This window comes from Xanthomonas sp. LMC-A-07 (assembly GCF_030208825.1).
Classification (GTDB): Bacteria; Pseudomonadota; Gammaproteobacteria; order Xanthomonadales; family Xanthomonadaceae; genus Xanthomonas; species Xanthomonas campestris.
Genome location: NZ_JARVTF010000006.1, coordinates 102,695 through 125,352 on the forward strand (window position 1 = coordinate 102,695; position 22,658 = coordinate 125,352).

The following is a 22,658-nucleotide window of genomic DNA, read 5'->3' on the forward strand; positions in this document are numbered from 1 at the left end:
TCATCGAATGCGAGCCCTAGCATCGGGGTTCGTCGTTTTAAGGCCATCTGCATGACTGTCAACGTGCCACACCCACTCCGCATCGTTGCGGTGTCCGGCGGGATGCAACGCCCCTCCAAGGCGGCCGCTCTGGCCGAGCACCTGCTGGCATTGATCGCCGCGCAGGTGCCATGCGAGCAGCATCTGGTGGAACTCGGGGCATTGGCACCGCAGTTCGCGGGTGCGCTCTGGCGCTCCCAGCTGCCCGCAACGGTGGAGCAGGAACTGGTCGCGGTGGAGCAGGCCGACGTGCTGGTGGTGACTACACCAGTGTATCGCGGGTCTTTCACCGGGCTGTTCAAGCACTTCTTCGACTTCGTCCATCAAGATGCCTTGATCGACACGCCCGTCCTGTTAGCGGCCACCGGTGGCAGCGAGCGGCATGCGTTGGTGATCGACCACCAGCTGCGGCCGCTTTTCAGTTTCTTCCAGGCACGCACGTTGCCGCTGGGCGTCTACGCAACCGACCGAGATTTTCTGGACTATCGCGTACACAACGAGGCCCTGGCCGAACGCGCCAGGCTGGCGGTGCAGCGGGCATTGCCGCTGATCGCAGTGACGCGGCAGGCTAGCGCCATCGCAAAAGAAAACGTGGCCGCAGCCTGAGAGCCGTCCCGCCCACGGGCGCCTGGCGTGCCACCGGGTCCGTTGGCGAATCGCTTGCCGATCCGGCGTCCCGGCCTCCATCCAGCCAGCATCAACCGCTGCGCTGAAAACGGCGTTTCGTATTGATTTCGAGAACAAGGCGTCAGTGTGCAATGACTCAAGAATTGACCTTCACCATCAAGAGCCTCCGCTTCGATGAGGACTACCGTCCCGCGGCCAATACGCGCAACACGACGAACTTTGCCAACCTGGCCAGAGGGCAGCGTCGCCAGGAGAATTTGCGCAACACGCTGGCGATGATCAACAACCGCTTCAACGACCTGGCGCATTGGGATAACCCCACGCGTGACCGCTACGCTGTCGAACTCGACATCATCTCTGTCGAGATGAAGATCGGTGAGCGCGACACAGGCGATGCATTCCCGTTGATCGAGATATTGCAGCCCAGCATCCTCGATCAAACAACTGGCGCGCGTATCGATGGCATCGCAGGGAATAATTTTTCCTCCTATGTGCGCGACTACGATTTCAGCGTGCTGCTGCCAGCGCACAATCAGGACACATCCAGCTTCAGCCTGCCGGAGGGGTTCGGCAGCCTGCATGGCACGCTGTTCAAGCAGTTCGTGAACTCGGATACCTACACGGCGCGGTTCGCCAAGCCGCCGGTCATCTGCATCAGCGTCTCCAGCAGCAAGGTTTATCACCGCACCGGAAACCGGCACCCCATCCTGGGCATTGAATACAGGCAGGACGCATTTTCGTTGACAGATCAATACTTCGAAAAAATGGGCCTGCAGGTGCGTTATTTCATGCCGCCGAACAGTGTCGCTCCCTTGGCGTTTTACTTCCTCGGCGACCTGCTGAACGACTACACCAATCTGGAGCTGATCGGCACCATCAGCACCATGGAAACATTCCAGAAGATCTACCGGCCGGAAATCTACAACGCCAATTCCGCCGCGGGGACCATCTACCAGCCGAGCCTGAAGCATCAGGATTACTCCGCGACCCAGATCGTCTACGACCGGCAAGAGCGCAGCCAGCTCGCGGTGACGCAGGGCAAATTCACCCAGGAGCATTTCATCAAGCCCTACGGGGACATTCTTGAGCAGTGGGCCTCCAGCCACGCTTTCTCGTCAACACCAACGCAAGACGTCGCCCATCATGAATAAGCTGCTCCCCACCTCCACCGCCGGTAGTTTGCCCAAGCCGTCCTGGCTCGCTCAGCCCGAGAAACTCTGGTCGCCCTGGAAGCTGCAGGACGAGGAGCTGACCGAAGGCAAGCAGGACGCGCTGCGCCTGTCGCTGCAGGAACAGCAGCACGCCGGCATCGATATCGTCAGCGACGGTGAACAGACCCGCCAGCATTTCGTCACCACCTTCATCGAACACCTCAGCGGCGTCGATTTCGAAAAGCGCGAGACCGTACGCATTCGCAATCGCTATGACGCCAGCGTCCCGACCGTTGTTGGCGCGGTGAGCCGGCCCAAGCCCGTCTTCGTGGACGATGCCAAGTTCTTGCGCCAGCAAACCCGGCAGCCGATCAAATGGGCGCTGCCCGGCCCCATGACGATGATCGACACGCTCTTTGATGCGCACTACAAAAGCCGCGAAAAGCTGGCCTGGGAATTTGCAAAGATCCTCAATCAGGAAGCCAAAGAACTCGAAGCGGCCGGCGTGGATATCATCCAGTTCGACGAGCCGGCCTTCAATGTCTTCTTCGATGAAGTCAACGACTGGGGCGTTGCCACGCTTGAACGCGCGATCGAAGGGCTTAAGTGCGAGACCGCCGTCCACATCTGCTATGGCTACGGCATCAAGGCCAATACCGATTGGAAGCAGACGCTGGGCTCGGAGTGGCGTCAATACGAAGAGTCGTTTCCCAAGCTGCAGGCATCCACAATCGACATCGTCTCGCTGGAGTGCCACAACTCGCATGTGCCGATCGATCTGATCGAACTGGTGCGCGGCAAGAAGGTCATGGTCGGCGCCATCGACGTGGCAAGCAACACGATCGAAACACCGCAAGAGGTGGCCGACACGCTGCGCAAGGCGCTGCGGTTTGTGGATGCCGACAAGCTCTACCCGTCCACCAACTGCGGCATGGCGCCGCTCGCCCGGCACGTCGCACGCGGCAAACTCAGCGCCCTCAGTGCGGGTGCAGACATCATTCGTGGTGAATTGTCAGCTCAGTAGCGCACTGGTGCTTGTGTAGATCGCCTGGCGAAGGAGGTGAGGGCGGCGCGTTCCGTATGGCCTTCAGCCCGGTGAGGCCGCCGCCGCTGCGGTTCGTTTGAGCAGGCGCCAATAACAGGCGGTGAGCAGCGGCACCAGCAACGCGGTGACGATCACCGCGCTGGCCACCAATGCGGTGGCGGCCGGTGCGGCCGCTGCGAACTGCGGCGCCATCGCTGCGATCAATGCTGGTGTGGCCACCGCCGCACCGGCAGTGCTGGAGGCGGCCAGACCGGCGGTGCCATTGCCGCCGCCGATCAGGCGGTCGGCCAGGATCAGTGGCACGCCGGTGATGACCACTACTGCCATGCCCAGCAGCACGCCATGCACGCCGGTGGTGGCGATCGTGGTCAGGTCCAGCGTGTTGCCGAGTGCGAAGCCGAAGAACGGCACCAGTGTGTGCGTGGCTTGCGCGAAGAACTGCCGTAGCTCCGCGTCGAGATTCCCAAGCGCAAGGCCTGCCAGCAACGGCAGTACGGCACCGAGGAACAGACGCGGCTCGAACGAGGCGGCACCGCTGGCGCCCAGGATCAGCATGGTCACCAAGGGGCCCGATTCCAGCGACATCAGCACCACCGCACCGGCTTCCTCGCGGCTGCCGTATTGCTGCATCAACGAGGCATACAAGCCGCCGTTGGTCATGTCCATGGCCGCCACCAACGCTAGCACCGACAATCCTGCCAGCGGGCCGCTGGGCAGGCCGGCGGGCGGCAGCAGCGGTTGACACAGCACCGCCACCAGCCATGCCACGCCGGTCTTGGTCAGCACCAGCGTGCCGGACTTGCGCAGGACCTGACCGGTGGCACGTAACTGGATGGTCGCGCCCATGCAAAAGAACCACACCGCCAGAATCGGGATGGTGCCGCTGATCAAGCCGTTGCTGAAGCTTCCCAAGGTGGTGCCGGCAGTTGGCCACAACGTGTGGCAGAGCGCCCCCAGTAACAGCGGGACCAGCATCATGCCGCCAGGCAGTCGCTCGAGTGTGGCTTTGATGCGCATACAACCCTCGGGGACCAGCAGCCATGCGCGCATGCGTGGTCTGCACATGCGTCAATCGGCCATGACAACAGCATGCGGCGTCACCCGGCGTGGAACCTGCGCGCGGCGCGAACCGATGCGGCCGCGTGCGAACGGGGTGCATGCCGGCCTGCCGACACAGCGCCGATGCTGAACCTTCTCTCGTCGCTGCGGGCTGCCCAATTGTCTGCGCTGCGTGGCCTCGCTACAGTTGCGGGGTCGAAAGAGTGCAGGCCGGATGGTAGCCCGGTCATCCATCCGATCCGGGTGGCAAGCTCTCCCGCTGAGGGTATCCGCGACACCGAGACCGGCCTTGCCGGAACGAGGTGTGCCCGGTGATCTCTCACGACCCATCATCGGCGCGCCTCCACTGACCCTGGAAGGATATTGCGCATGAATCTCACCTCAAACACCATCTTGATCACCGGCGGTGCCACCGGCATCGGCTTTGCGCTCGCACGTGCGCTGGTGGTGCAGGGCAACACCGTCATCATCTGTGGGCGTAGCGCCGCTGCGTTACGCCAGGCCAAGGACACGCTGCCGGCGCTGATCACCCAGGTCTGCGATATCACCGACACCGCAAGTCGTCGTGCACTGGTGGATTGGTTGCGGGTAGATCACCCGCACTGCAACGTGCTGATCAACAACGCCGGTGTGCAGCAGCATCGTGATTTCACCGGCACCGATGCTGTGGCCAATCTCGATCAGGAGATCGCCATCAACCTGGCCGCGCCGATCCATCTGAGTGCCGAGCTGCTGCCGTTGCTGCAGCAGCAACAGCATGCGGCCATCATCAACATCACCTCGGGGCTGGCGTTCTCGCCGATGGCCGATGTGCCGGTGTACTGCGCCACCAAGGCGGCGCTGCACTCCTTCACCCTGAGTCTGCGTCACCAGTTGAAAGGCAGTGCCGTCCGCGTGATCGAGATCGCCCCGCCAATCGTCGATACCGGGCTGGGTGGCGGGACGCGCAGTGCAGGCACGGCAACACGCAACATGATGTCTGCCGAGCAGTTTGCCGCCGAGGCGATCACCCAACTTGAAGACGACAAGGAGGAGGTGCTGATCGGGATCTCGGCCGACACCCGTCGTTTGGGTGAAGCCCTGTTCGCGCGGATGAATCACCGCTAGGGTGTTGGGCAACGTCGCTGGTGGTGGTTGCGTGGTGCAACCACCACCAGCGGCTCTCGGCTGCGGTAACGATCGGTATAGCCGCTGAATGTCAGGCGCTCAGCAATCGCCCTGCTTGCAGGGATGGCGATCGCTGGCGCGCCACTGCTTCACCAGCTGGCGGCGATTGCGCTGATACTGCTCCTGCAGATAATCGATCGTGCCAATGGCCTCTGCGCGGAAGATGCGGAAATCGCCGCATGCTTCGCACCACGCGGCAATCTTCCACCGCGCGTCGACCAGGCCCAGCATGATCGGCCAGATCGTGCGTTCCGACACCACGCCGGCCGTGCTCGTGTACCCGATTCGCAGCTTGCGTTGTGCATGCAGCGCTTTGCGGATCTTGCCAAGGTCCACGATGGACTCCAGTTGGTGTCCCCGGCTGATATACAGCGCACTGTCGTCCAGCGCCGGGCGCATCTCCTGCGGGATCACGCCGTCGAGTTTTGCCAGCGCATTCTGCACCGCCTGGGTCATCGCCTCATCGCTCTGGCGGCTGACCCACTGCGCGCCGGTGACCAGCGCGCGGAGTTCTTCCTCGGTGAAGGCGAGAGGCGGGAGCACAAAGCCCGGCCTCAGGATGTATCCCACACCCGCCTCTCCCTCAATATCGGCACCCGTCGCCTGCAAGGTCGCAATGTCGCGCCGGATTGTGCGCAGCGACACGCCGAGTTCTTGCGCAAGCGTGCGACCGGACACCGTTCCGCGGTGTCGACGCAACACTTGCAACAGATCGAACAGGCGCTGGCTACGCGACATGTCAGTCCATCCTGACCAAGCCCTTACCTGGGCGTCTTTGGCCGGATTCAAGGGCATTCATCAAGCCGATGGCACCGTCCAGCGGAACGATTTCGCCGATTGGCAGGCCGAAGGTGCCGGCCGCCGCCGCGTTGGCGAGGTGGGTCAGGATGGCGGCGGAGGGTTTGCAGAACACCAGCTTGAAGCGGCGATCCACCACGGCGCGGACGAACTTCCCCAGGTCCGGTTCCAGATCCAGCACACTGCCGCGCTTGTCGCGCAGCAGCGCCAACCCTGCAGCTGCCTTCATGACGGCCGAGGTGTCGAGGATCACATCGAAGCGCTCACGGATGTCTTGCAGTCGGGTCACCCTGTAATCGTAGACCTGTTTCAGGCCCAGCGATCTGGCCCGTTCCATCGAGCCTGCGCTACAACTCCCGGACACGGCTGCACCCAATCGCTGCGCCAGCTGCACCGCCGCTTCGCCGACCGCGCCGGCGCAGCCGTTGACGAACACATGCTGGCCTTTTTTCAGGCCAGCCTTGTCGACCAGACCATTCCACGCGGTGACCCCGGGCGTGCCCAGGCTGGCGGCGTTTTCGTAGGAAACGTTGTCAGGCTTCTTGACCAGGTTCTCTTCGGTGGTAATCACCGCCTCGGCCAATGCGCCGCACTCCTTGAAGCGTGCCAGGCCGAAGACGGCGTCGCCCGGCTTGAAGCGGGTGACGCCTTCGCCCACCGCGAGCACCACGCCCGACAGATCCATGCCCATCGCACGCGGAAACTGCCGGCCGGTCACGATCTTCATGACGCCATTGCGCATCTTCCAGTCGACCGGATTGATCGCGGCGTATTTCACCTTCACCGCGACCTGGCCCTTTGCCGGCGCAGCAAGCGTGAAGTCGGCCAGCTGCATGACATCCTGGCCACCGTAGCGGTTGTATTGAAGGCGCTTCATGGGCGCGATACTCCGGTCGCAGCGGCACCTGCGGATGTGACCTTGCAAACAAGATGTGCGCGCAGTTGGTCGACTGGGCTGGCTGGATGGGCAGTAGGGTCGGTTCGGCGACCGGCGAAAGGTCCGCCGGCGCGATAGCGCGTGCGCGTAGGCGAGGGCATCAGGGCGGGCGCGTGGACATCGCGCGCGCATGACGCTGCGGGATCGGTCGGGTGGGAGCGGGTGAAGATGGTCACCAGGACATTCCTTGGAGTGGGCGCCCAGTGTAGAAAGCCGTAGTGACAGATTCTGGCACCATGCTTTCATCAGGCCTTCAATGCGCAACAGGCGTCGCCGGCACCGCGTGACATCGCCGCATACCCGCGAGAACCTGACCTCACCATTCGCTCGATCAAACAGCCGCGTACCGTAAGACATCGCTTCATGGATGCATGCGACTGCCATTCCCGCTCCCTCGTATGCGCTGTCGCAGTGCCGGCTGGGTGCTGAAAGCAGGCGGTGCCCGGCCCCCTATGCCTACCGCTCGTCGGACAGCCGCCGGTGCGGCGTCCATCGCTGCCGATCTTATGTATGATGACCATCATGAAAAAGACCTCGCCACGCTCCCGTGCATCGTCAGGCCGCAAGGCCGACAGCCATGCGCGCATTGTCGAGGTCGCTGCACGTGCCATCCGCCGGACCGGCTACGACGGCACCGGCGTGGCCGACATCATGAAAGAGGCGGGTCTGACTCACGGCGGCTTCTACGCGCATTTCGCCTCGCGCGATGCGTTGTTGGCCGAGGCCGCGGACCACGCCGGCGCGCAGACCGTGGCGACCTCGGCGCAGATTGCTTCGTCCGTGCCACCGGAGCAGGCAGCCGTGGCGCTGATGCAGGCGTACCTCTCCGATGGGCACTTGAATAACCTCGAATCCGGCTGCCCGATCGCTGCGTTAGGCTCGGAAATGCCACGCCAGGCACCGGCGGTGCGGCAGGCGGCAACCCGCCGCATCAAGGAGATGATCGACCTGGCCGCACGCCAATTCCCGGACTGGGGAACGCCGCAGGCGCATGAGCGCGCGTTGGTCACGGTGTGTGCGCTGGCAGGCACCTTGATGCTGGCGCGTGCCGTGAACGACCCTGCGCTGTCTGCGGCCATGCGCGACGCCGTGCTGGCGCACTTCGGTGCAGCCGGCGTGGAGTAGCTCCGAATTGTTTTTGCTCAATAATATGACGTTCGTAATATTTAATAGGGTTTCCGCAGCAATCGCTCACCCGCTTTTCCTTCCTTGACAGCCCGATTCCGTGGCGACGGCAGCGCCTCCAGCGCCGACCGGCCGGCACCTCACCCAAGAGACAGAGGCACCTATGAACAGCAAGATTGCACTTGTGACCGGAGCCTCCTCGGGCATCGGCGAAGCGACCGCCGCACGTCTGGCCAACGCCGGCTACACGGTCTACGGCACCAGCCGGCGCGGTGGTACCTCCACAACGGCCGGCGTGCAGATGCTTGCGCTGGATGTCACCGACGACGCGTCAGTGACCGCAGTGGTGGACACCATCCTGCGCAAGGAAGGCCGGCTGGATTTGCTGGTCAACAACGCCGGCTTCAGCGTGGCGCCGTCTGCTGCGGAAGAGAGTTCCATCCAGCAGGCGCAATCGGTGTTCGATACCAACTTCTTCGGCACCGTGCGTATGACCAATGCGGTGATCGGCCAGATGCGCAAGCAAGGCGGTGGGCGCATCCTCAATATCGGCTCGGTGCTCGGCCTGGTGCCAATCCCGTACGCGGCGCTGTATGTGGCCAGCAAGCACGCCATCGAAGGCTATACGGAGTCGCTGGACCACGAACTGCGCGACTGGGGCATCCGCGTGTCGGTCATCGAGCCGGCCTACACCAGGACGGCCTTCGACACCAACGCGCTGCAGCCCGATACACCGATGGAGATCTATCAGGCAGTGCGCACGCATGTGGCCGCGCACATTGCGCAGGTCATGCAAAAGGCCGATGCACCCAGCGTGGTGGCCGACGTGGTGCTCGCCGCGGCGCAAGATGCACGCCCGAAAGCCCGCTACACCGCGGGCAAGGTCGCTCGGCAGTTGAGCTTCCTGCGCCGCCTGCTGCCGAACCGGATGGTGGGCGACGCGGTGCGCAAGGACCTCAAGCTGCACCAGGTGGCCGCAGTGCCGGCAGCGGCACATGCCGCGCAGGCCGCGGGCGTGCGCTCGTGAGCCACCTCACCACCGTAACTAGCACGCGTCTGCATGCACGCCGGTGCGAGGTGCACCGATGAAAGCCGTCATTGTCGATCGCTACCAGAAGCGCGGGCCGGTGCGGATCGGTGAGGTGCCAGTGCCGCACGTGCGCGCCAACGATGTGCTGATCCAGGTACACGCGGCCAGCATCAATCCACTGGACCTGATGCTGCGCAATGGCGACTTCAAGCTGATGTTGCCGTTCAAGCCGCCGTTCGTCCTGGGCAACGATGTTGCCGGCGTGGTGACCCAGGTCGGCCCGGCGGTGCGCGGGTTCGCGGTCGGCGATGCGGTGTTCGCCAAGACCGAACCGGGGCGCATCGGCACGTTGGCCGAGTTCGTGGCGATCGACGCGGCAGCGGTGGCGCAGAAACCTGCGCGCTTGAGCATGGAAGAAGCCGCCGCGTTTCCCCTGGTGGGCCTGACCGCGTGGCAGGCGTTGGTAGAGACCGCTGCGCTCAAGCCGGGCCAAAAGGTGCTGATTCACGCGGGCTCCGGCGGCGTGGGCACCATCGCGATCCAGCTGGCCAAGCACCTGGGCGCGTTCGTCGCCGCAACCACCAGCACGGCCAATGTGGAACTGGTCAAGCGCCTCGGCGCCGATCTGGTCATCGACTACACGCAGCAGGATTTCGAAACCCTGGTGCGCGATTACGATGTGGTGTTGCATAGCCTGGACACGCCGGTGCTGATGAAATCGGTGCGGGTGCTCAAGCGCGGTGGCGCACTGGTGTCGCTCTCTGGCCCGCCGACGCCTGCGTTTGCGCAGCAGCTGGGCCTGGCATTGCCGCTGCGGCTCATCATGCGGCTGCTGAGCCGCAAGGTCCGTCAGCAGGCCAGGCAGCGCGGCCTGGCGTACACATTCCTGTTCATGCGCGCCGAAGGCGCGCAGCTACGAGCGCTGGCAACGCTGCTCGACAGCGGCGTGCTGCAGCCGGTGGTGGATACGGTGTATCCGTTCGCGCAGGCACAGGACGCGGTGACCTATGTCGAAACCGGCCGCGCCAAGGGCAAGGTGGTGGTGCGGCTGTAATCGCGCGGCATTCGCGCTGTAATGAGCAGGCGCGACATCACGGCGCAGTACTCAGGCGCGCTGTCACACGCTGTGGCAAGGCTATAGTGCAGCCGTGCAACGCAACTTCCTTCTGGCCAGGCGGGACAGCATGCAAGCGACCTCGACCTTTTCCACCGCGCATACCTCAGCCGCCGATTCAACGCAGGCCGTCGAGCAGTTTCTGGTGCAGCTCAACCACCCGCACAAGGACCTGATTGTGGCGGTGCGCAGCGCACTGCTGTCGGCGGATGCGGCGATTGCCGAAGGCATCAAGTGGAATGCGCCGAGCTTTCGCACGGTTGAGTACTTCGCCACGCTACAACTCCGCGCCAAGACGGGGATCGCAGTGGTACTGCACCGGGGCGCCAAGGTGCGTGCGTTGCCACCGGGCGGGCTAGTGATCGATGACCCGGCGCAGTGGCTGCGCTGGCCGGCCGCGGACCGCGCGGTGCTGACCGTGCGTGACCTTGCCCATCTCGCTGCCGAGCGCGCCACCTTTCAAGCGGTGATCCGTCAGTGGATTGGTTTGCTGTAGAGCACTATGGCGCCAGCGTGATTAAGAGCAGCGATCAAAACGACTACGCAGCTGCCAGGCAGGAGCGGCCGGTGCTCGGAATCGGCATGTACCTACGTACACACAGGTTCCTCCGCGCCGTCCGCATCCACCTGACGACTGCTCGCTACGTTTTCTTGAGCCGCTCCAAGCACCGGTGCGGACTGCAGGAGGCGGCCGTTGCGTAAAGCCGCGCTGCGTTCAAGCCTGCGATGCAGGCAACCATCGCGCCACCCCATGCAGTCGCAGGCTGGCAATGACGCGCTAATCGACTGACAACGCACCACCACGGCGCAACCCATGCGCCGTGGTGCAGCCACGTTGATCAGTAATTGACCTGCAGCTGCAGCCGCAGCAGATCGCCTTCGACCACCGGATACGGCGCGGTGGTGACGTCGGTGCGCTTCATCTTCGAATAGGCGAAGACCAGTTCCAGCGCATCCATCGGCTGCCACTCGACACCGGCTTCCACTTCGTCCAGGCGCATGCGCGGCGCATTGGTATCGAACTTGGAACCGCCACGGTAGGTCTGCCACTTGAGGTAAGGCAGCAGCGTGCCGTAGTTGAAGTCGTGCTTGAACATCGCCTGCACGTAACCGCCGCTCAACGAACGCGTGCGGATACGCCGCTGCGCCACGTCCAGCTCCGGGCCGCGGCCCACGGTCCACTCGGCCTGCAGGCCAAACGGCTGCGGGTAATAGATGATGTGCGCGGCCACGCGTTGATCGGTGTAGCCGTTCGGCTCGGTGATGGTCGGGGTGAAGCTGCGGCCACCGATGTTCACCGCTGCCGCCGTCGGCACGAACTTGCCGGCGTAGGCATCGGCGCCCACTTCCAGGTACTGGCCGTTGGCGAACTTGAACGGGTAGGTGGCGTGCACCACCGCATGCATGCCGTCGTTGCGCTCGGCGCGGTTGGCGCCCTGGCCGTTGTACACACCGGCACCGAGCACGCCGTAGTCGCCCGAGCCCTTCAGCCCGGATTTGACCAGGTCCTGGAAGCGTCCCTTGGCCACGGTGGGGCTGTAGTAGAACACCGCGCCGATATCGCGTTCGTCGCGCAGGCCGGAGTTGAGTGCGTCGGCACGGTCCAGCGTCAAGCGGTTCTGGCTGGACTGCAGGTTTTCCCAACCGTAGGGCATCTTCGACTGGCCCACGCGCACGCGGTATTCGCGCTTCTTGTCGAAGAAGATGTCGGCGTAGGCATCGCGCAGCTGCGCGAAATTGGAGGTGGTCGAACCTGTCGGGGTGCTGGCGAAATCGGGCTGGAAGTACAGCGACACGTGCTCGTTAAGATCGCCGCTGAGCACCAGGCGTGCACGGCGGATGCCCAGGCTCTGGTCATTGCCGATGAAGCGGTCGCCGGGCGCACGCAGGTCCTGCGCGTCGCCACCGATGCCCTGGTTGTAGCGGATCTGGGTGTAGCCGCGCAGGCTCAACTTGTCGTACCACTTCTTGGGCGCGTCGCTGGCAGCGGTCGGCACGGGCGCGGCCGCTGGAGCGGGCGGCGCTGCCTGGGCCACGCCGGTGCTGGGCGCGGTGGCCGGGACCGGTGCCGCGGGCGCTTCGGGCAGGGCGGACGCCGGCAGCTTGCCGTTTTCGTCCACCTGCACGAACTTGCCCAGCTTGTCGCGCCCGGGTGCTGGCTCGGCGAAGATCTGCTTGGTCTTGCGGTCGACGTACAGCTCCAGCTCGGCGGCCAGCGTGCTGCCGCTGGCGGTCGCGCTCAGGGCGCACAGGACGGTGGCGAGATTGCGTTTTTTCATGGATCCGGCTCGGCAAGGGGAACTGGGCGGCGGTGGCGTGGCCGGCCCAGGCGCTCCTGCAAGAAGGGCGCGTGCGGCCAGATGCCGGGCACCGTCATGGCGCTCCGCAGTGCTGCCGTAGCAGCGATGGGGTGCAGTTATATTTAGGTTTGATGTCAGTTTGGTGACATCGGCAGCGCCATCCGACGGATGACTGTGTCAGCTGCATGTCCGACAGATGTCAGTGCTGCGGCACGGCGCAGTGCGCGCCTGCCCAGGCCGGGCGTCCACTGCCTTGGCGCGATGGCGCATGCGGCTAGCGCTGCGGGATGCGTGACCACGGCCAGGCGGCGCGGAGGTACAGCGCTTTGGCGTCGCCTGTGTGGTCGGTGGAGCGCGGACGACGCAGGGATGCCCGCCCAGTAACGCGCGCCTATCGGATGCAGGGCCTTTGTTTCGGTGGTGACGTTCTGCGTCTCGGAGCCAAGGATCTCCGCACGACACCAGGGCGACCAAGCCTGCACGCCATCGGCAGCGAGCAGAGTTGTGTTCCTTCCGCATCGGGCGCGGCAGAGCCCCAAGCTGTATTCGCTTATCGGCCGGCGCGACACGCACGGCACAGGCATGCCGTCATGCCGGCAGCTGGGCGCCGCCTGCCTGGCGCCTTTCTGGCCGAGTGACCGGCGCGTTCGCTCCGGCTGCGTTGGCGGCAACAGGTCTCCGCCGGGCCCACTCACCGTTCGCAGGACCTGCCTGCGAACGGTGCGGGGATCAGCCCGCCGGCTGCGCCGCCAACGCAGCGGCAATGGTGTCGCGCAGCGGGGTGGTGGGGCGGCCGATCAGCTTGCTCAAGGTGCGGCTGTCGTCGAACAGGCTGCCGCCGCTTGCGGACGCCGAGCACTGCGCCAGCACCTGGGCGAAGCCGGCCGGCAGCCCGGCCTGGACCAGGGCCGCGGCATAGTCCGCCTCCGGCATGTCGTGGTAGGCCACCGGCTTGCCCGCCTGCTGCGCCAGCTCGGCGGCGTAGTCGGCCATGCTGAAGGCCTGATCGCCTGCCAGCTCGTAGATGCGTCCGGCCTGCGGTTCGGCGGAGGCCAGTACCGCCGCCGCGGCGGCCGCGTAGTCGGCACGGGTTGCGGCGCTGATCCTGCCATCGCCAGAGCTGCCGATTACCGCGCCGTGCGCCAGTTCCGGTCCGATCGAGCCGGTGTAGTTTTCGGTGTACCAACCGTTACGCAGCAGCACGTGCGGCACGCCGCTGTCGCGCAGCAGTGCTTCGGTGGTCACGTGCTCGCCGGCCAGCGAAAGCGTGCTGGTGTCCGCACGCAGCACGCTGGTGTAGGCGAGCAGGCCCACGCCGGCACGCTTGGCGGCCTCGATCACGTTGCGGTGCTGCTCCACACGCGCGCCCACCGCGTTGGAAGACACCAGCAGGACCGTGCCGACCCCGGCGAAAGCGGCGTCCAGCGAGGTCGGGTCGGCGTAATCGGCGCGACGTACGCTGATGTCGCGTTTTGCGAATGCCGACAGTGACGCGGTCTCGCGCGCGGTTGCTACGATGCGGCCGGCAGGCACACGCTCAAGCAACGCATCGACGATCAGCGCTCCCAGGTGTCCGCTGGCGCCGGTGACAAGAATCAGGGGGGAGGTGTGTGCCATGATGCGCTCCGTCAGGTATCGATAAGAGGTTTGGTCTAGTATTTAGACCGGAAGTCCAGCGAGCCTATTGTCGGGGTCGTCCCATCCTCCGCAAGGAGGCAGTTTTTCTCCCCCTGGTTACCGTGAGATGCCCCTGTGAATGCCATTGCCCTGTTTCCGCCGCCGCCGTCCCTGGAAGGGCCGTTCGACGCCACCAAGTGCCCGGTGCGCGATGTGCTCGACCAGATTGGCGACAAGTGGACCTTGCTGATCCTGCTCACGCTGATTCCTGGCCCGTCCCGTTTCAGCGCCATCCAGCGCGCCGTGCCGGATATCTCCAAGCGCATGCTCACCCAGACCCTGCGCAACCTCGAGCGCAACGGCATGATCACCCGCAAGGTCTACGCGACCAAGCCGCCAAGCGTGGAGTATGCGTTGGCCAAGCTGGGTATGGCGCTGCTTGGCCCGGTCTCGCAGCTGCTCAACTGGGCCGGCGAACACCACGCCGACATCCGCACCGCACGTGAGCGTTTCGACCGCGCGCAGACCGCCGGGCTGATGGAAGCCAACGACCCGATCGCCTGACGCTGCGCGTTGCCGCGGTCACGGCGATCGCGGTGACCACGGCAGCGTATGCGCGCCGACACTGGTGCACGCGTCAGGTCGCTCCTGCGATGCACCGGCATGCAAGGCGAACGTTGGACTGGGTGACCTAGGTGTTGGTAGTTCGATAGTCGGCTGCCCGGCGTGTATGCCTCAGCGCTCGTTTGGTCGCCTGCGGCAACGTCGCCGTGACTTGGCGTCGCGCATCGCTCTGCATGCCGCTCATACGGCTCTGACCGCGTGATGCCTTGTACTCGTTGCTGCTGTGCGCCGAGTGCTCGTCCTCGCGCGCAATCCTATGCGGTGGCGTATTGGCGCGGCCGCGACACCTGAGCGGATGGTTGTTGGCCCATTACAGGCACAGCCCAGGCAATCCAGTCGGGCCCACCACCGTTGCACGCATCGGCGGCTGCGCTAGGGCATGTGCTGCAATCGTCCTGTGAAAACGCACTCACAAAGGCGCGCGCCGACTAAACATGATTTTCGGGTTTGCACACCTGCCATCACCGCAAACCGTTGCGCTGCAACGTGCAGCGTCATCCGCTATCGCAGCGATCAGAAATACCAATCGAAGCCGGCTCAAGCGTAAGCGGCCAAGTCCGATAAGGCGACACCAGCCAGTCGGATTCAGCGCACATGCCCTTAGTCGGTTCCTCCTCACCCGCCGCCCGGCGTACCGCCGGCGTCGCCTTGCTGGCGCTGTGGTGCGGTTGGATCGCCGTTGCCTGGACCACGCCGCAGGCTGCTGCCGGTGATGCTGCCAGTGCTTGGGCGCGCGTGCAGGCCAGCCTGCCGGCGCTGTCGACCGCACCGGTGCTGGTCGGCGTCGTGGGTGCCTGCACCTGCGACGGCGCCGCCGATGCACGTGACTGGGCGTTATTGAGCCAGGCGGTTCGCGCGCGCGGCGGGCGCGTCCAGCAGATCGATGTGCCGGCCCTGCATGGCAGCGGCTATGCGGTGTGGCTGCTCGGCGCCGATGGCCAGCCGCGCTATGCCGGCCCCGCGCAGGGCAGCGCGGTGTGCGGGCGTGCCGGTGCGGCAGAGTGGCCGCGTTGGCTACCGCAGGTCCTGGCACGCCCGGCAGATGCCGCGCTGGTGGCACCGTGCGCCTGCGCTGCGGGGGTGTCGGCATGAGCAGCACCGTAACGTACGCACCCACCGCGCAGCTGGCCTCGGGCTACGCCAACCGCCTGGCGATCAAGGCCGACCGTCTCTTTCTCTGGCTCGCCACCTTACAGAGCGCTGGCTCGCTGGCGCTGGCCTGGTATCAGGGGCAGTGGATGCCCTTCCTGGCGGTCACGCTGCCCAGCCTGCTGCTGATGCTGTGGCAGGCGCGCTTCAATCCCGGCACGCGGCTGACCAGTGTGACCACCGCGCTGGTGCTGATGGCTTTGGTGGCTGCCACCATCCAGCAGGCACACGGGCTGGTGGAAATGCACTTCGGCGTTTTCGTGATCCTGGCGCTGCTGTTGTACTACCGTGACTGGCTGCCGGTGGTGGTGGCCGCCGCCGCGATTGCCGTGCACCACCTCGCGTTCTACTGGCTGCAGGCGCGTGGTCTGCCGGTGCAGGCCTTCAGTGCCGGCAGCGGGTTTGGCATCGTCGTGCTGCACGCCGGCTATGTGATCGTGGAAACCGCCTTCGTCTGCGTCATGGCCGTGCAACTGCGACGCCAGCTGGACGCGCTGGACCACGAAGCAGAGGCGCTGGCCCAGCTTGCCGACACGCTGGCCAAGGGCGACGCCTTGCCGCCGGCCATCATGCAGCAGCATTTTCGTGCCGGTTCGCTGGCGCAGGCGCTGGTGCGCATGAGCGCGCAGGTGCAGGAACGTATCGCCACGCAACAGCAGCTGCTGCAGGAAAACCGCCGGATTCGCCTGGCGCTGGATGCCTCGGCCATGGCTGTGGCCATTGTCGACACGCAGGGCGATGCGATCTACCGCAATCACTCCTTCGCACAATTGAGCGCGCGCAGCGATGCGCACACCGTGCAGCAGGCGCTTGCCGAGGCCGCACAGCGGCGTGCTGTCGAAAGTGGCGCAGGCGCGCGCGCGCTGGGCGCACTGCAGCTGCAGGAGAGCGTCACGCCCGTGCACGATCACGACGGCACGCCACTGGGCGTGGTGGTGGAATGGCAGGACCGCACCCAGGCCTTGTTGCTCGAAGCGCAACTGACCACCGTGATTGCGCAAGCCACCCGCGGCGAGCTCGGCGCGCGGCTGCATGGACATGCGCACGACAGCGCCTTGGGCCAGCTGGCCGAAGGCATCAACCGCTTTCTTGCGGTTACCGAAGACAGCTTGCAGGACATGCGGCGCATGCTGGCGGCACTGGCGCACGGCGACCTGTCGCAACGCATCGATCGCGCCTGCGAGGGCGTGTTCGACCACATGAAGCGCGATGCCAATGCCACGGCCGATGCGCTTGCTCGCATCATCGTGCAGATCCGCAGTTCCAGCGGCGCCATCAACGCGGCCACCGGCCACATCCTGCTCGGCAACGACGCACTGGAGCAGCAGGTGCGGCGCCAATCGATCACGCTGGGCGAGGCGGCGCAACAGATGCAGGCCGTGCTTGGCACCATGCAGCAGCACAGTGCGCAGGCAGCCGATGCCGATGTGCTGGCTGCCGCCGCATCGGAAGCGGCGCGTGCAGGCGGCGACACCATGGGCAAGGCGATGGGCACCATGCAACAGATGGAAGCCGCCTCGCGGCGTATCCAGGACATCATCGCCGTCATCGATGGGTTGGCCTTCCAGACCAACATCCTGGCGCTCAACGCTGCAGTGGAAGCGGCGCGTGCAGGCGACGAAGGCCGTGGCTTTGCGGTGGTGGCCAGCGAGGTGCGCGCGCTGGCACTACGCTCCTCCACCGCCGCCAGCCAGATCAAGGCGTTGATCGGCGAATCGGTGACGCACGTTGAAGCCGGTGTGCAGCAAGTACGCAGCGCCGGTGCCGGCATGCAGCACATCGTGACCACCATTGGCCAGGTGAGCAGCACGCTGAGCACGATTGCGGTCGCCTCCGAGCAAGAGGCCGGCAGCATCGCGCAAGTGCATCAGACCTTGAGTCGCGTGGATATCGACATGCGCGACGGCGTGCTACGCATGCAGGAGGCCAGCACCGCCGCGCGTGCCATGGGCGACCATGCCGCACAGCTGGAAGATGCAGTGAGCCTTTTTGTGGAAGACGCAGCGCCCACAGCGCAGAGTGCTGCAAGACAGGCACGCCATGTCGCGTGAGCAACGCTGTGGTGGTCTATCACCAACGCGGCGTCACCCGGCAATACGCGGCGTAGGCGGGGCCAAACCGCGCCGCCAATGCGCGCTCTTCCGGCAGGATCTGGAGCCGCGTGATTGCCAGCACGTAGGCACCCACTAGGACCAGGGCGGCGTCCTGCTGCAGCGACACGATCCAGCCGCCCAGCAGCAGCGCATGGCCGAGATACATCGGGTTGCGGGTGTGGCGATGCAGGCCCGTGGTTACCAGCTGCGTTGCACGCTGCGGCGCGAGTGGGTTGATCGTGGTCCCGGCCCTGGCAAATGTCAGCTTTGGAAGCACATTCAGCGCGATGCCCCCGAGCACACAGGTACCGGCCATCAACATCCGGCCCGGCAGCGGGAGCGCGATGCTCGGTAACAGCGCTGCCGTGCCGGCAGCGATCACGCCCAGCAGCACTAGCAGCACAGGCGGTGGAACGCGTGTTTCTAGCCGTTGCAGCATCCAGACGCTCTGCCGTGCTCAGTGCCGCAGGGAGGCCGGCGGTGACATGCCTGCAATCTTGCGCGTCATCGCTCGGCCGAGGTATCAGCTGCCGGAGGCCGGCGTGCCCTTGCGTAATGCGCGCAGCCTGCCGGTGAACCAGGATTGGCTCGGTACCGCCGCCGCGCCACCGCATCGCACCTCGTACGGCTTACCTGACATGCTGCTCTTGGTCGCAGCAAGCTCGATAAAGGATTCGGTGCTGGTGACCAGGCCCTTCTTCTGCAGGTAGTCGTACTTGCGTTGCAAATGCTCGCTGGCTTTGGGCGCCGAATACCACGACCCGTTGCGCGAGAACTCGCAGTTAGAGCTTTTCAACGCTGCGAACAGCTGGTTGATCTCCCGTGTCGTGGCAGGGGCTACGCCCTGCGCAAACGCCGATCCCGACACCAACAAGCAGATGAGCCATATTCTTTTCTTCATCGTGAATCCATTCGCCAAGCGTTGTTTCGGAAGATGCGAAGCATAGGCCAGAACAGCAGTGCCAGTATCGCTTTGCAGCCGCTGGCGTGCAGCGGGATCTGGCGCATGGACGGTTGAATGATTGCGTGCGCCTAAAGTGGACGTTCCCGTGGCGTCGCATGGGCGAAGGCTCACAACACCCTGCAGCACTGCGCCTCGGCGTGGCCGAAGCCTCGCCGCTCTGATGCGCCGCTCGACCGCTCTCTAGGCAGCGCGTTCGCGCAGCTGGAAGATATTGCCTTCCGGGTCAACGGCATTGCAGGCAACGAAGCCGGGGCCGCGCCACTGCGCTGGCAAAATCTCGCCGCCAAGCGCAGCTGCAAGCTCGACGAGCTGCGCGATGCTCGGGACGGTGAAAAAGAACTTGAGCGCGGTGTTCTCACGCCGGTTGGGCGGATCGGCGATGGTGATGGAGGCGGCGATTTCCTCAGGTATTGCATGGATGACAAGTTGCAACGCGGCTGCGTTCAGCACAACCAATTCCTTGCTGGAATGGATCGCCTGCATACCCAGCAGGCGCTGGTAAAAAGCCGCCACGCGCTCAAGATCCTTGGCATAGATAAACAGGCCGGCGCTGGCAGCTTGTGACATGGCATGACCTCGGGTCTGGTTGGTAGCGACTAGTCTGCCCCAACAAGGCTCCAGGCAAGAACTAAGAGCGGCTAACAAAACGTAGCGAGCAGCCGTCAGGTGGGTGCGGACGGCGCGGAGGAACCGGAGTGTACGGGGGTACATGCCGATTCCGAGCACCGGCCGCGCCCGCCTGGCGGCTGCGCAGTCGTTTTGATAGCTGCTCTAAGCCGGCCGCAGGCCCATGGAGCCTGGCTTATGCAGTAGCGTGGGCAAAAGCCTCTCGCAAAAGCTCCTTCATCTCATCTAACTCTTCGAGAAGACGAAGCTTTGCCACCACGGTAACCCGCTTCCCGTCCGTCGCCACCTTGACGAAGAGTGCATGCGCAACACGGCGCTCCAGGTGGATGGCCAGCCTGATCGCATCCGACATGATGATGGCATCGGCAAAGACCCGGTCGCGGCGAAACAGCACGTAGCGCTCTCGGGTCACCAGTTCTACCGGGCCGAGCGAACGCACAAACTGCTCCAGCGCTCCATACAGCGCCACCAGCCCGGCCGGCCGATCGCGCAGCACCTGCGCCGGGTCACCCAGTCCGCAAGCGTGCCGCTGATGTGTTCGCGTGAACGCACGCCTGCACGTCGGGCAAGCCCACATCTGTTTCATGGCGATCCAGGTGACTGAGCTGGAATGGCTGATGAGCGCGAGCTCACCTGGTGAGTGTCGGGTCGCTCTTTCATCTAAGCAAGCGCTGCTGCCGGAAGGCCAAGAGCGCTTACTTCGCCAAGTAGGGCACTAGAACGATCAGCCAGATCTCGCGACAGCTCGCGCCATCGCCGTGCTGTCTCATGTGTATGCGGACGGCGCGGAGGAACCGGAGTGTACGGGGTACATGCCGACTCCGAGTACCGGTAGCGGCCGCCTGACGGCTGCGCAGTAGTTTTGACAGCTGCTCTGATTACCAGGCAAAGCTACGCAAAATTCAAGCCTCAGCCCGCTAATACCTTGACTACCGCTACAGCAGAGACGCCGTAAGCAGATACGGCTCAGGGATCGGCTGGCGTATACCGCAGCAGATCGCTACCGACAAAGTAGTTGCCGTAGTACTCGTTCTTTCGAAGGCCCGGGTGTGCCGCAAAGTCGATATAGGGTGCAGCGCAGTGTGGGCAGCGAAACGGATTCATATAGCGATAGGCCGACCCATCCGGTGCCAGCGGCAGCCGTTCTTCCAGTGCACGCAGCTGCTCGGGGTCCGGCTCTGTCAATGCGGCCGGACTGCCGGTAATGTGGTCCTCCACCGTGATGGTGTACCTGCCGGATTCCGAGTAGAAATAGCCCGCGTTGCTGAAGCCGGCGTGGTAGGAACGGATCAGGAACGAACGTTTGCAGTGGTCGCATTCACAGGAAAGCAGCACGTTGCCGCCGGTGACTAGTCCACTGAAGTGCAGACCCCTGGCAAAAAGCCCCTTGCCTGCAAGTGCGGTACTGCTGACGCTGGCGCCCGGCAGGAAGAACGGCTGAAATCTGATCCCGTCTGCGTGCCCATTCGCAAACGCGTCTGGATCGAGCTGCTCGGTCTGGGAAATGACACAGTCTGCCTGGCACCCCAGGTTGGGATGTACGCGAATGGAGAAGTGGAACCATCCTGTCACAGCACCAAATTCATGCCGATGCACACCTCCCGCCGAGTCGGTAAATTCCAGGACGCTATCGGCTTTCAACCATGCGGAAGGCTTGATCTCACACGGGACATCGCTCTGGCTAATGCGACACAACTCCCGCCCATCGGCACGAACAATCAGTAATGGAGCGGCTTGCTTCTTGAAGATGGAGAACATGCGTTCCTTGGCGGTAATGCTGGAATGACAGATTGGAGCGCTGGCGCGAGCGCAGCAGAACAATTTTAGCTCTTCAGAACGTCAAACGCCGCGCTTGTCCTCGATGTTTTCCTCTTGAAGGCCATGCCTACACTGGCAGGCGCAGTCAACGCAAAACCGAACTGCTGGTAGAGCTTATACGCCTCACCATCCGCAATCAGGCTGACATACGCAGACGCAGGTACCTCGCGTTCTATGTAGCTTGCGATCTCACCCATGACAGCCTTGCCCAGACCACGGCCCTGATGCGCTGGCAAAACGGCGATGTCCACGACCTGATAAAAACAGCCGCCATCGCCGATGACGCGCCCCATTGCCACCGGCTCGCCATCGCAAAGCACCTGCACGCTGAACAGCGAGTTGGGCAACCCGCGCTCTGCGGCTTCCAACCCTTTCGGGATCAAGCCGCTTGCTTGGCGAAGATGACGATACGCTTCGATAGTCGGCGTTTGATGTACGACGCGATATAGAGATGATGGGAGCATGACGGGAGTGCTTTAGGGATGGTCTGAATTTGATGGTGTTGTTACCAGTTCTTGGAAAAGGCCAAGGACCGGAGCAAGCTCTGGATTATTCAAGGGCGCCATATCACGCGCGGATGCGGTGAGTGGCAAGAGCAAAGGAAGTAGTACGAGAAGTCTCATCAGAGACCTAACGGCTGAATTAAGCCGGCCCGCCAAGCGGGTTCGGCTTGAATGAATTGTTAGGCAGTGAGTGACCGCAAAGGTTGGATGGTGCAACCATGCTCCCCAGCACTGCCGCCTGGACCGAGTGTGCCACAGCTTGCGGGATGGAGCTTGCCCAGCGATGCAGTGGTGCGTGATGCCACCGAAGCCAACTGCACCGAGCGCAGCGCGGAAACGACGTGCCAAGGCGAAGCACCGAACTTACCGCAACCAGCAACGGTGATGACTGCTGTCCTGAGCCAACCGCATGCATGCCTGCGAACTCACCGAAGCGGCGACCACCAGCGCATTTGCTCCACCACGGCCTAACGCCTGAGTTAATCCGAGTTGCGAAGCGGGTTCGGCTTGAATGAATTGTTAGGCGGCAACTCATTGCGGAAGAACGCACCTGCAAAATGAGTCGCTAGGTCAGCCAGTGCAGCATTGTCAGAATCAGAAATACCGTGCGGCGCCCAAAATACCAAAGAGAAGAAACGTCGATCAATGACGTTGTCTAATGCCTCAAATGGTTTTGCAGTGGCCCTAGCCGCCGCCCGAACAGCGGGGGCGTTTGCGAGGGAAGTGTCGCGTATCTGTGGTGCGTTGTTCAGAGGTTACTTAGAACCTGTTCACAATCTTTTCTGATCAGTGCAGATTATGCGGATGCGCCAAAAAACCTATCCGAGCGACATGAGCCGGGAGCAGTTCGAACACGTGCTGCCGATCCTGG

22 protein-coding genes and 2 other RNA genes are annotated in these 22,658 nt (G+C 64.0%); 12 read left to right on the forward strand and 12 right to left on the reverse strand.

The annotated features are described in order from the left end of the window. Window positions 1–51 precede the first annotated feature (51 nt). The 3 genes from msuE to QRM89_RS06905 all read left to right on the forward strand — a co-directional run bounded on the left by msuE (window position 52) and on the right by QRM89_RS06905 (window position 2,841). Entirely contained in the window at window positions 52–645 is a 594-nt protein-coding gene (gene msuE / locus QRM89_RS06895; protein WP_228419664.1) for an FMN reductase, read from the forward strand. Between the two features lie 152 nt (window positions 646–797). Then, a complete protein-coding gene (locus tag QRM89_RS06900; RefSeq protein WP_285447620.1) occupies window positions 798–1,817 on the forward strand; it encodes a DUF1852 domain-containing protein in 1,020 nt (339 codons plus the stop codon). After that, window positions 1,810–2,841, forward strand: a complete 1,032-nt coding sequence (locus QRM89_RS06905) for a methionine synthase (RefSeq protein ID WP_228437622.1) — start codon at window positions 1,810–1,812, stop codon at window positions 2,839–2,841. The genes QRM89_RS06900 and QRM89_RS06905 overlap by 8 nt, the downstream gene beginning before the upstream one ends. 63 nt (window positions 2,842–2,904) lie before the next feature. Here QRM89_RS06905 and kdgT read toward each other — a convergent pair whose 3' ends face one another. Next, complete coding sequence (gene kdgT, locus QRM89_RS06910; protein WP_115572076.1) at window positions 2,905–3,879, reverse strand: 2-keto-3-deoxygluconate transporter; 975 nt, start codon at window positions 3,877–3,879, stop codon at window positions 2,905–2,907. A 411-nt stretch (window positions 3,880–4,290) separates the two neighbouring features. On the opposite strand from kdgT, the gene QRM89_RS06915 reads away from it, so the two are divergent. After that, complete coding sequence (locus QRM89_RS06915) at window positions 4,291–5,028, forward strand: SDR family oxidoreductase (RefSeq protein ID WP_259176124.1); 738 nt, start codon at window positions 4,291–4,293, stop codon at window positions 5,026–5,028. 99 nt (window positions 5,029–5,127) lie between these two features. Here the strand turns inward: QRM89_RS06915 and QRM89_RS06920 are convergent, their stop codons facing one another. Both QRM89_RS06920 and QRM89_RS06925 read right to left on the reverse strand, forming a co-directional pair. Then, window positions 5,128–5,826, reverse strand: a complete 699-nt coding sequence (locus QRM89_RS06920; RefSeq protein WP_285447621.1) for a YafY family protein — start codon at window positions 5,824–5,826, stop codon at window positions 5,128–5,130. A 1-nt stretch (window position 5,827) separates the two neighbouring features. After that, window positions 5,828–6,721, reverse strand: coding sequence for an NAD(P)-dependent alcohol dehydrogenase (locus QRM89_RS06925; protein WP_285447622.1), 894 nt, complete (start codon window positions 6,719–6,721; stop codon window positions 5,828–5,830). 624 nt (window positions 6,722–7,345) lie between these two features. Between QRM89_RS06925 and QRM89_RS06930 the strand changes: the two genes are divergently transcribed. The 5 genes from QRM89_RS06930 to QRM89_RS06950 all read left to right on the forward strand — a co-directional run bounded on the left by QRM89_RS06930 (window position 7,346) and on the right by QRM89_RS06950 (window position 10,750). Then, window positions 7,346–7,948: a TetR/AcrR family transcriptional regulator gene (locus QRM89_RS06930; protein WP_285447623.1), complete on the forward strand. Its 603-nt coding sequence runs from the start codon at window positions 7,346–7,348 to the stop codon at window positions 7,946–7,948. 163 nt (window positions 7,949–8,111) lie between these two features. Next, window positions 8,112–8,975, forward strand: a complete 864-nt coding sequence (locus QRM89_RS06935; RefSeq protein WP_285447624.1) for an oxidoreductase — start codon at window positions 8,112–8,114, stop codon at window positions 8,973–8,975. A 58-nt stretch (window positions 8,976–9,033) separates the two neighbouring features. Continuing rightward, on the forward strand, window positions 9,034–10,032 hold the full coding sequence (locus QRM89_RS06940) for an NADP-dependent oxidoreductase (RefSeq protein WP_285447625.1): 999 nt from the start codon (window positions 9,034–9,036) through the stop codon (window positions 10,030–10,032). A 130-nt stretch (window positions 10,033–10,162) separates the two neighbouring features. Next, window positions 10,163–10,588: a DUF1801 domain-containing protein gene (locus QRM89_RS06945; RefSeq protein WP_103700555.1), complete on the forward strand. Its 426-nt coding sequence runs from the start codon at window positions 10,163–10,165 to the stop codon at window positions 10,586–10,588. Window positions 10,589–10,674: 86 nt separating this feature from the next. Further along, window positions 10,675–10,750: non-coding RNA, sX9 sRNA (locus QRM89_RS06950), on the forward strand. Window positions 10,751–10,931: 181 nt separating this feature from the next. Here QRM89_RS06950 and QRM89_RS06955 read toward each other — a convergent pair. Both QRM89_RS06955 and QRM89_RS06960 read right to left on the reverse strand, forming a co-directional pair. Then, window positions 10,932–12,371 (reverse strand): OprO/OprP family phosphate-selective porin, encoded by a 1,440-nt coding sequence (locus QRM89_RS06955; protein WP_014509334.1) that lies wholly within the window; start codon window positions 12,369–12,371, stop codon window positions 10,932–10,934. A gap of 750 nt (window positions 12,372–13,121) precedes the next feature. Then, window positions 13,122–14,009 (reverse strand): SDR family oxidoreductase, encoded by an 888-nt coding sequence (locus QRM89_RS06960; protein WP_285447626.1) that lies wholly within the window; start codon window positions 14,007–14,009, stop codon window positions 13,122–13,124. 135 nt (window positions 14,010–14,144) lie between these two features. Here QRM89_RS06960 and QRM89_RS06965 point away from each other — a divergent pair, with 135 nt between their 5' ends. The 3 genes from QRM89_RS06965 to QRM89_RS06975 all read left to right on the forward strand — a co-directional run bounded on the left by QRM89_RS06965 (window position 14,145) and on the right by QRM89_RS06975 (window position 17,833). Next, a complete protein-coding gene (locus QRM89_RS06965) occupies window positions 14,145–14,573 on the forward strand; it encodes a helix-turn-helix domain-containing protein (protein ID WP_285447627.1) in 429 nt (142 codons plus the stop codon). A 654-nt stretch (window positions 14,574–15,227) separates the two neighbouring features. Next, window positions 15,228–15,725: a hypothetical protein gene (locus QRM89_RS06970; RefSeq protein WP_285447628.1), complete on the forward strand. Its 498-nt coding sequence runs from the start codon at window positions 15,228–15,230 to the stop codon at window positions 15,723–15,725. Beyond that, a complete protein-coding gene (locus QRM89_RS06975) occupies window positions 15,722–17,833 on the forward strand; it encodes a methyl-accepting chemotaxis protein (protein WP_285447629.1) in 2,112 nt (703 codons plus the stop codon). Before QRM89_RS06970 ends, QRM89_RS06975 begins: the two co-directional genes overlap by 4 nt. A 19-nt stretch (window positions 17,834–17,852) precedes the next feature. Here the strand turns inward: QRM89_RS06975 and QRM89_RS06980 are convergent, their stop codons facing one another. The 7 genes from QRM89_RS06980 to QRM89_RS07010 form a co-directional block, all read right to left on the reverse strand. Further along, window positions 17,853–18,269: an isoprenylcysteine carboxylmethyltransferase family protein gene (locus tag QRM89_RS06980; RefSeq protein WP_343237672.1), complete on the reverse strand. Its 417-nt coding sequence runs from the start codon at window positions 18,267–18,269 to the stop codon at window positions 17,853–17,855. 129 nt (window positions 18,270–18,398) lie between these two features. Beyond that, window positions 18,399–18,776 (reverse strand): YfeK family protein, encoded by a 378-nt coding sequence (locus QRM89_RS06985; RefSeq protein ID WP_343237673.1) that lies wholly within the window; start codon window positions 18,774–18,776, stop codon window positions 18,399–18,401. A gap of 243 nt (window positions 18,777–19,019) precedes the next feature. Beyond that, window positions 19,020–19,406 (reverse strand): glyoxalase/bleomycin resistance/dioxygenase family protein, encoded by a 387-nt coding sequence (locus tag QRM89_RS06990; RefSeq protein WP_274318000.1) that lies wholly within the window; start codon window positions 19,404–19,406, stop codon window positions 19,020–19,022. A 69-nt stretch (window positions 19,407–19,475) separates the two neighbouring features. Next, window positions 19,476–19,550: non-coding RNA, sX9 sRNA (locus tag QRM89_RS06995), on the reverse strand. Between the two features lie 91 nt (window positions 19,551–19,641). Then, entirely contained in the window at window positions 19,642–20,052 is a 411-nt protein-coding gene (locus tag QRM89_RS07000; RefSeq protein WP_285447632.1) for a DUF5655 domain-containing protein, read from the reverse strand. A 380-nt stretch (window positions 20,053–20,432) separates the two neighbouring features. Further along, window positions 20,433–21,224, reverse strand: coding sequence for a hypothetical protein (locus QRM89_RS07005; RefSeq protein WP_285447633.1), 792 nt, complete (start codon window positions 21,222–21,224; stop codon window positions 20,433–20,435). Window positions 21,225–21,289: 65 nt separating this feature from the next. After that, window positions 21,290–21,748: a GNAT family N-acetyltransferase gene (locus QRM89_RS07010; RefSeq protein WP_285447634.1), complete on the reverse strand. Its 459-nt coding sequence runs from the start codon at window positions 21,746–21,748 to the stop codon at window positions 21,290–21,292. Window positions 21,749–22,658 lie beyond the last annotated feature (910 nt).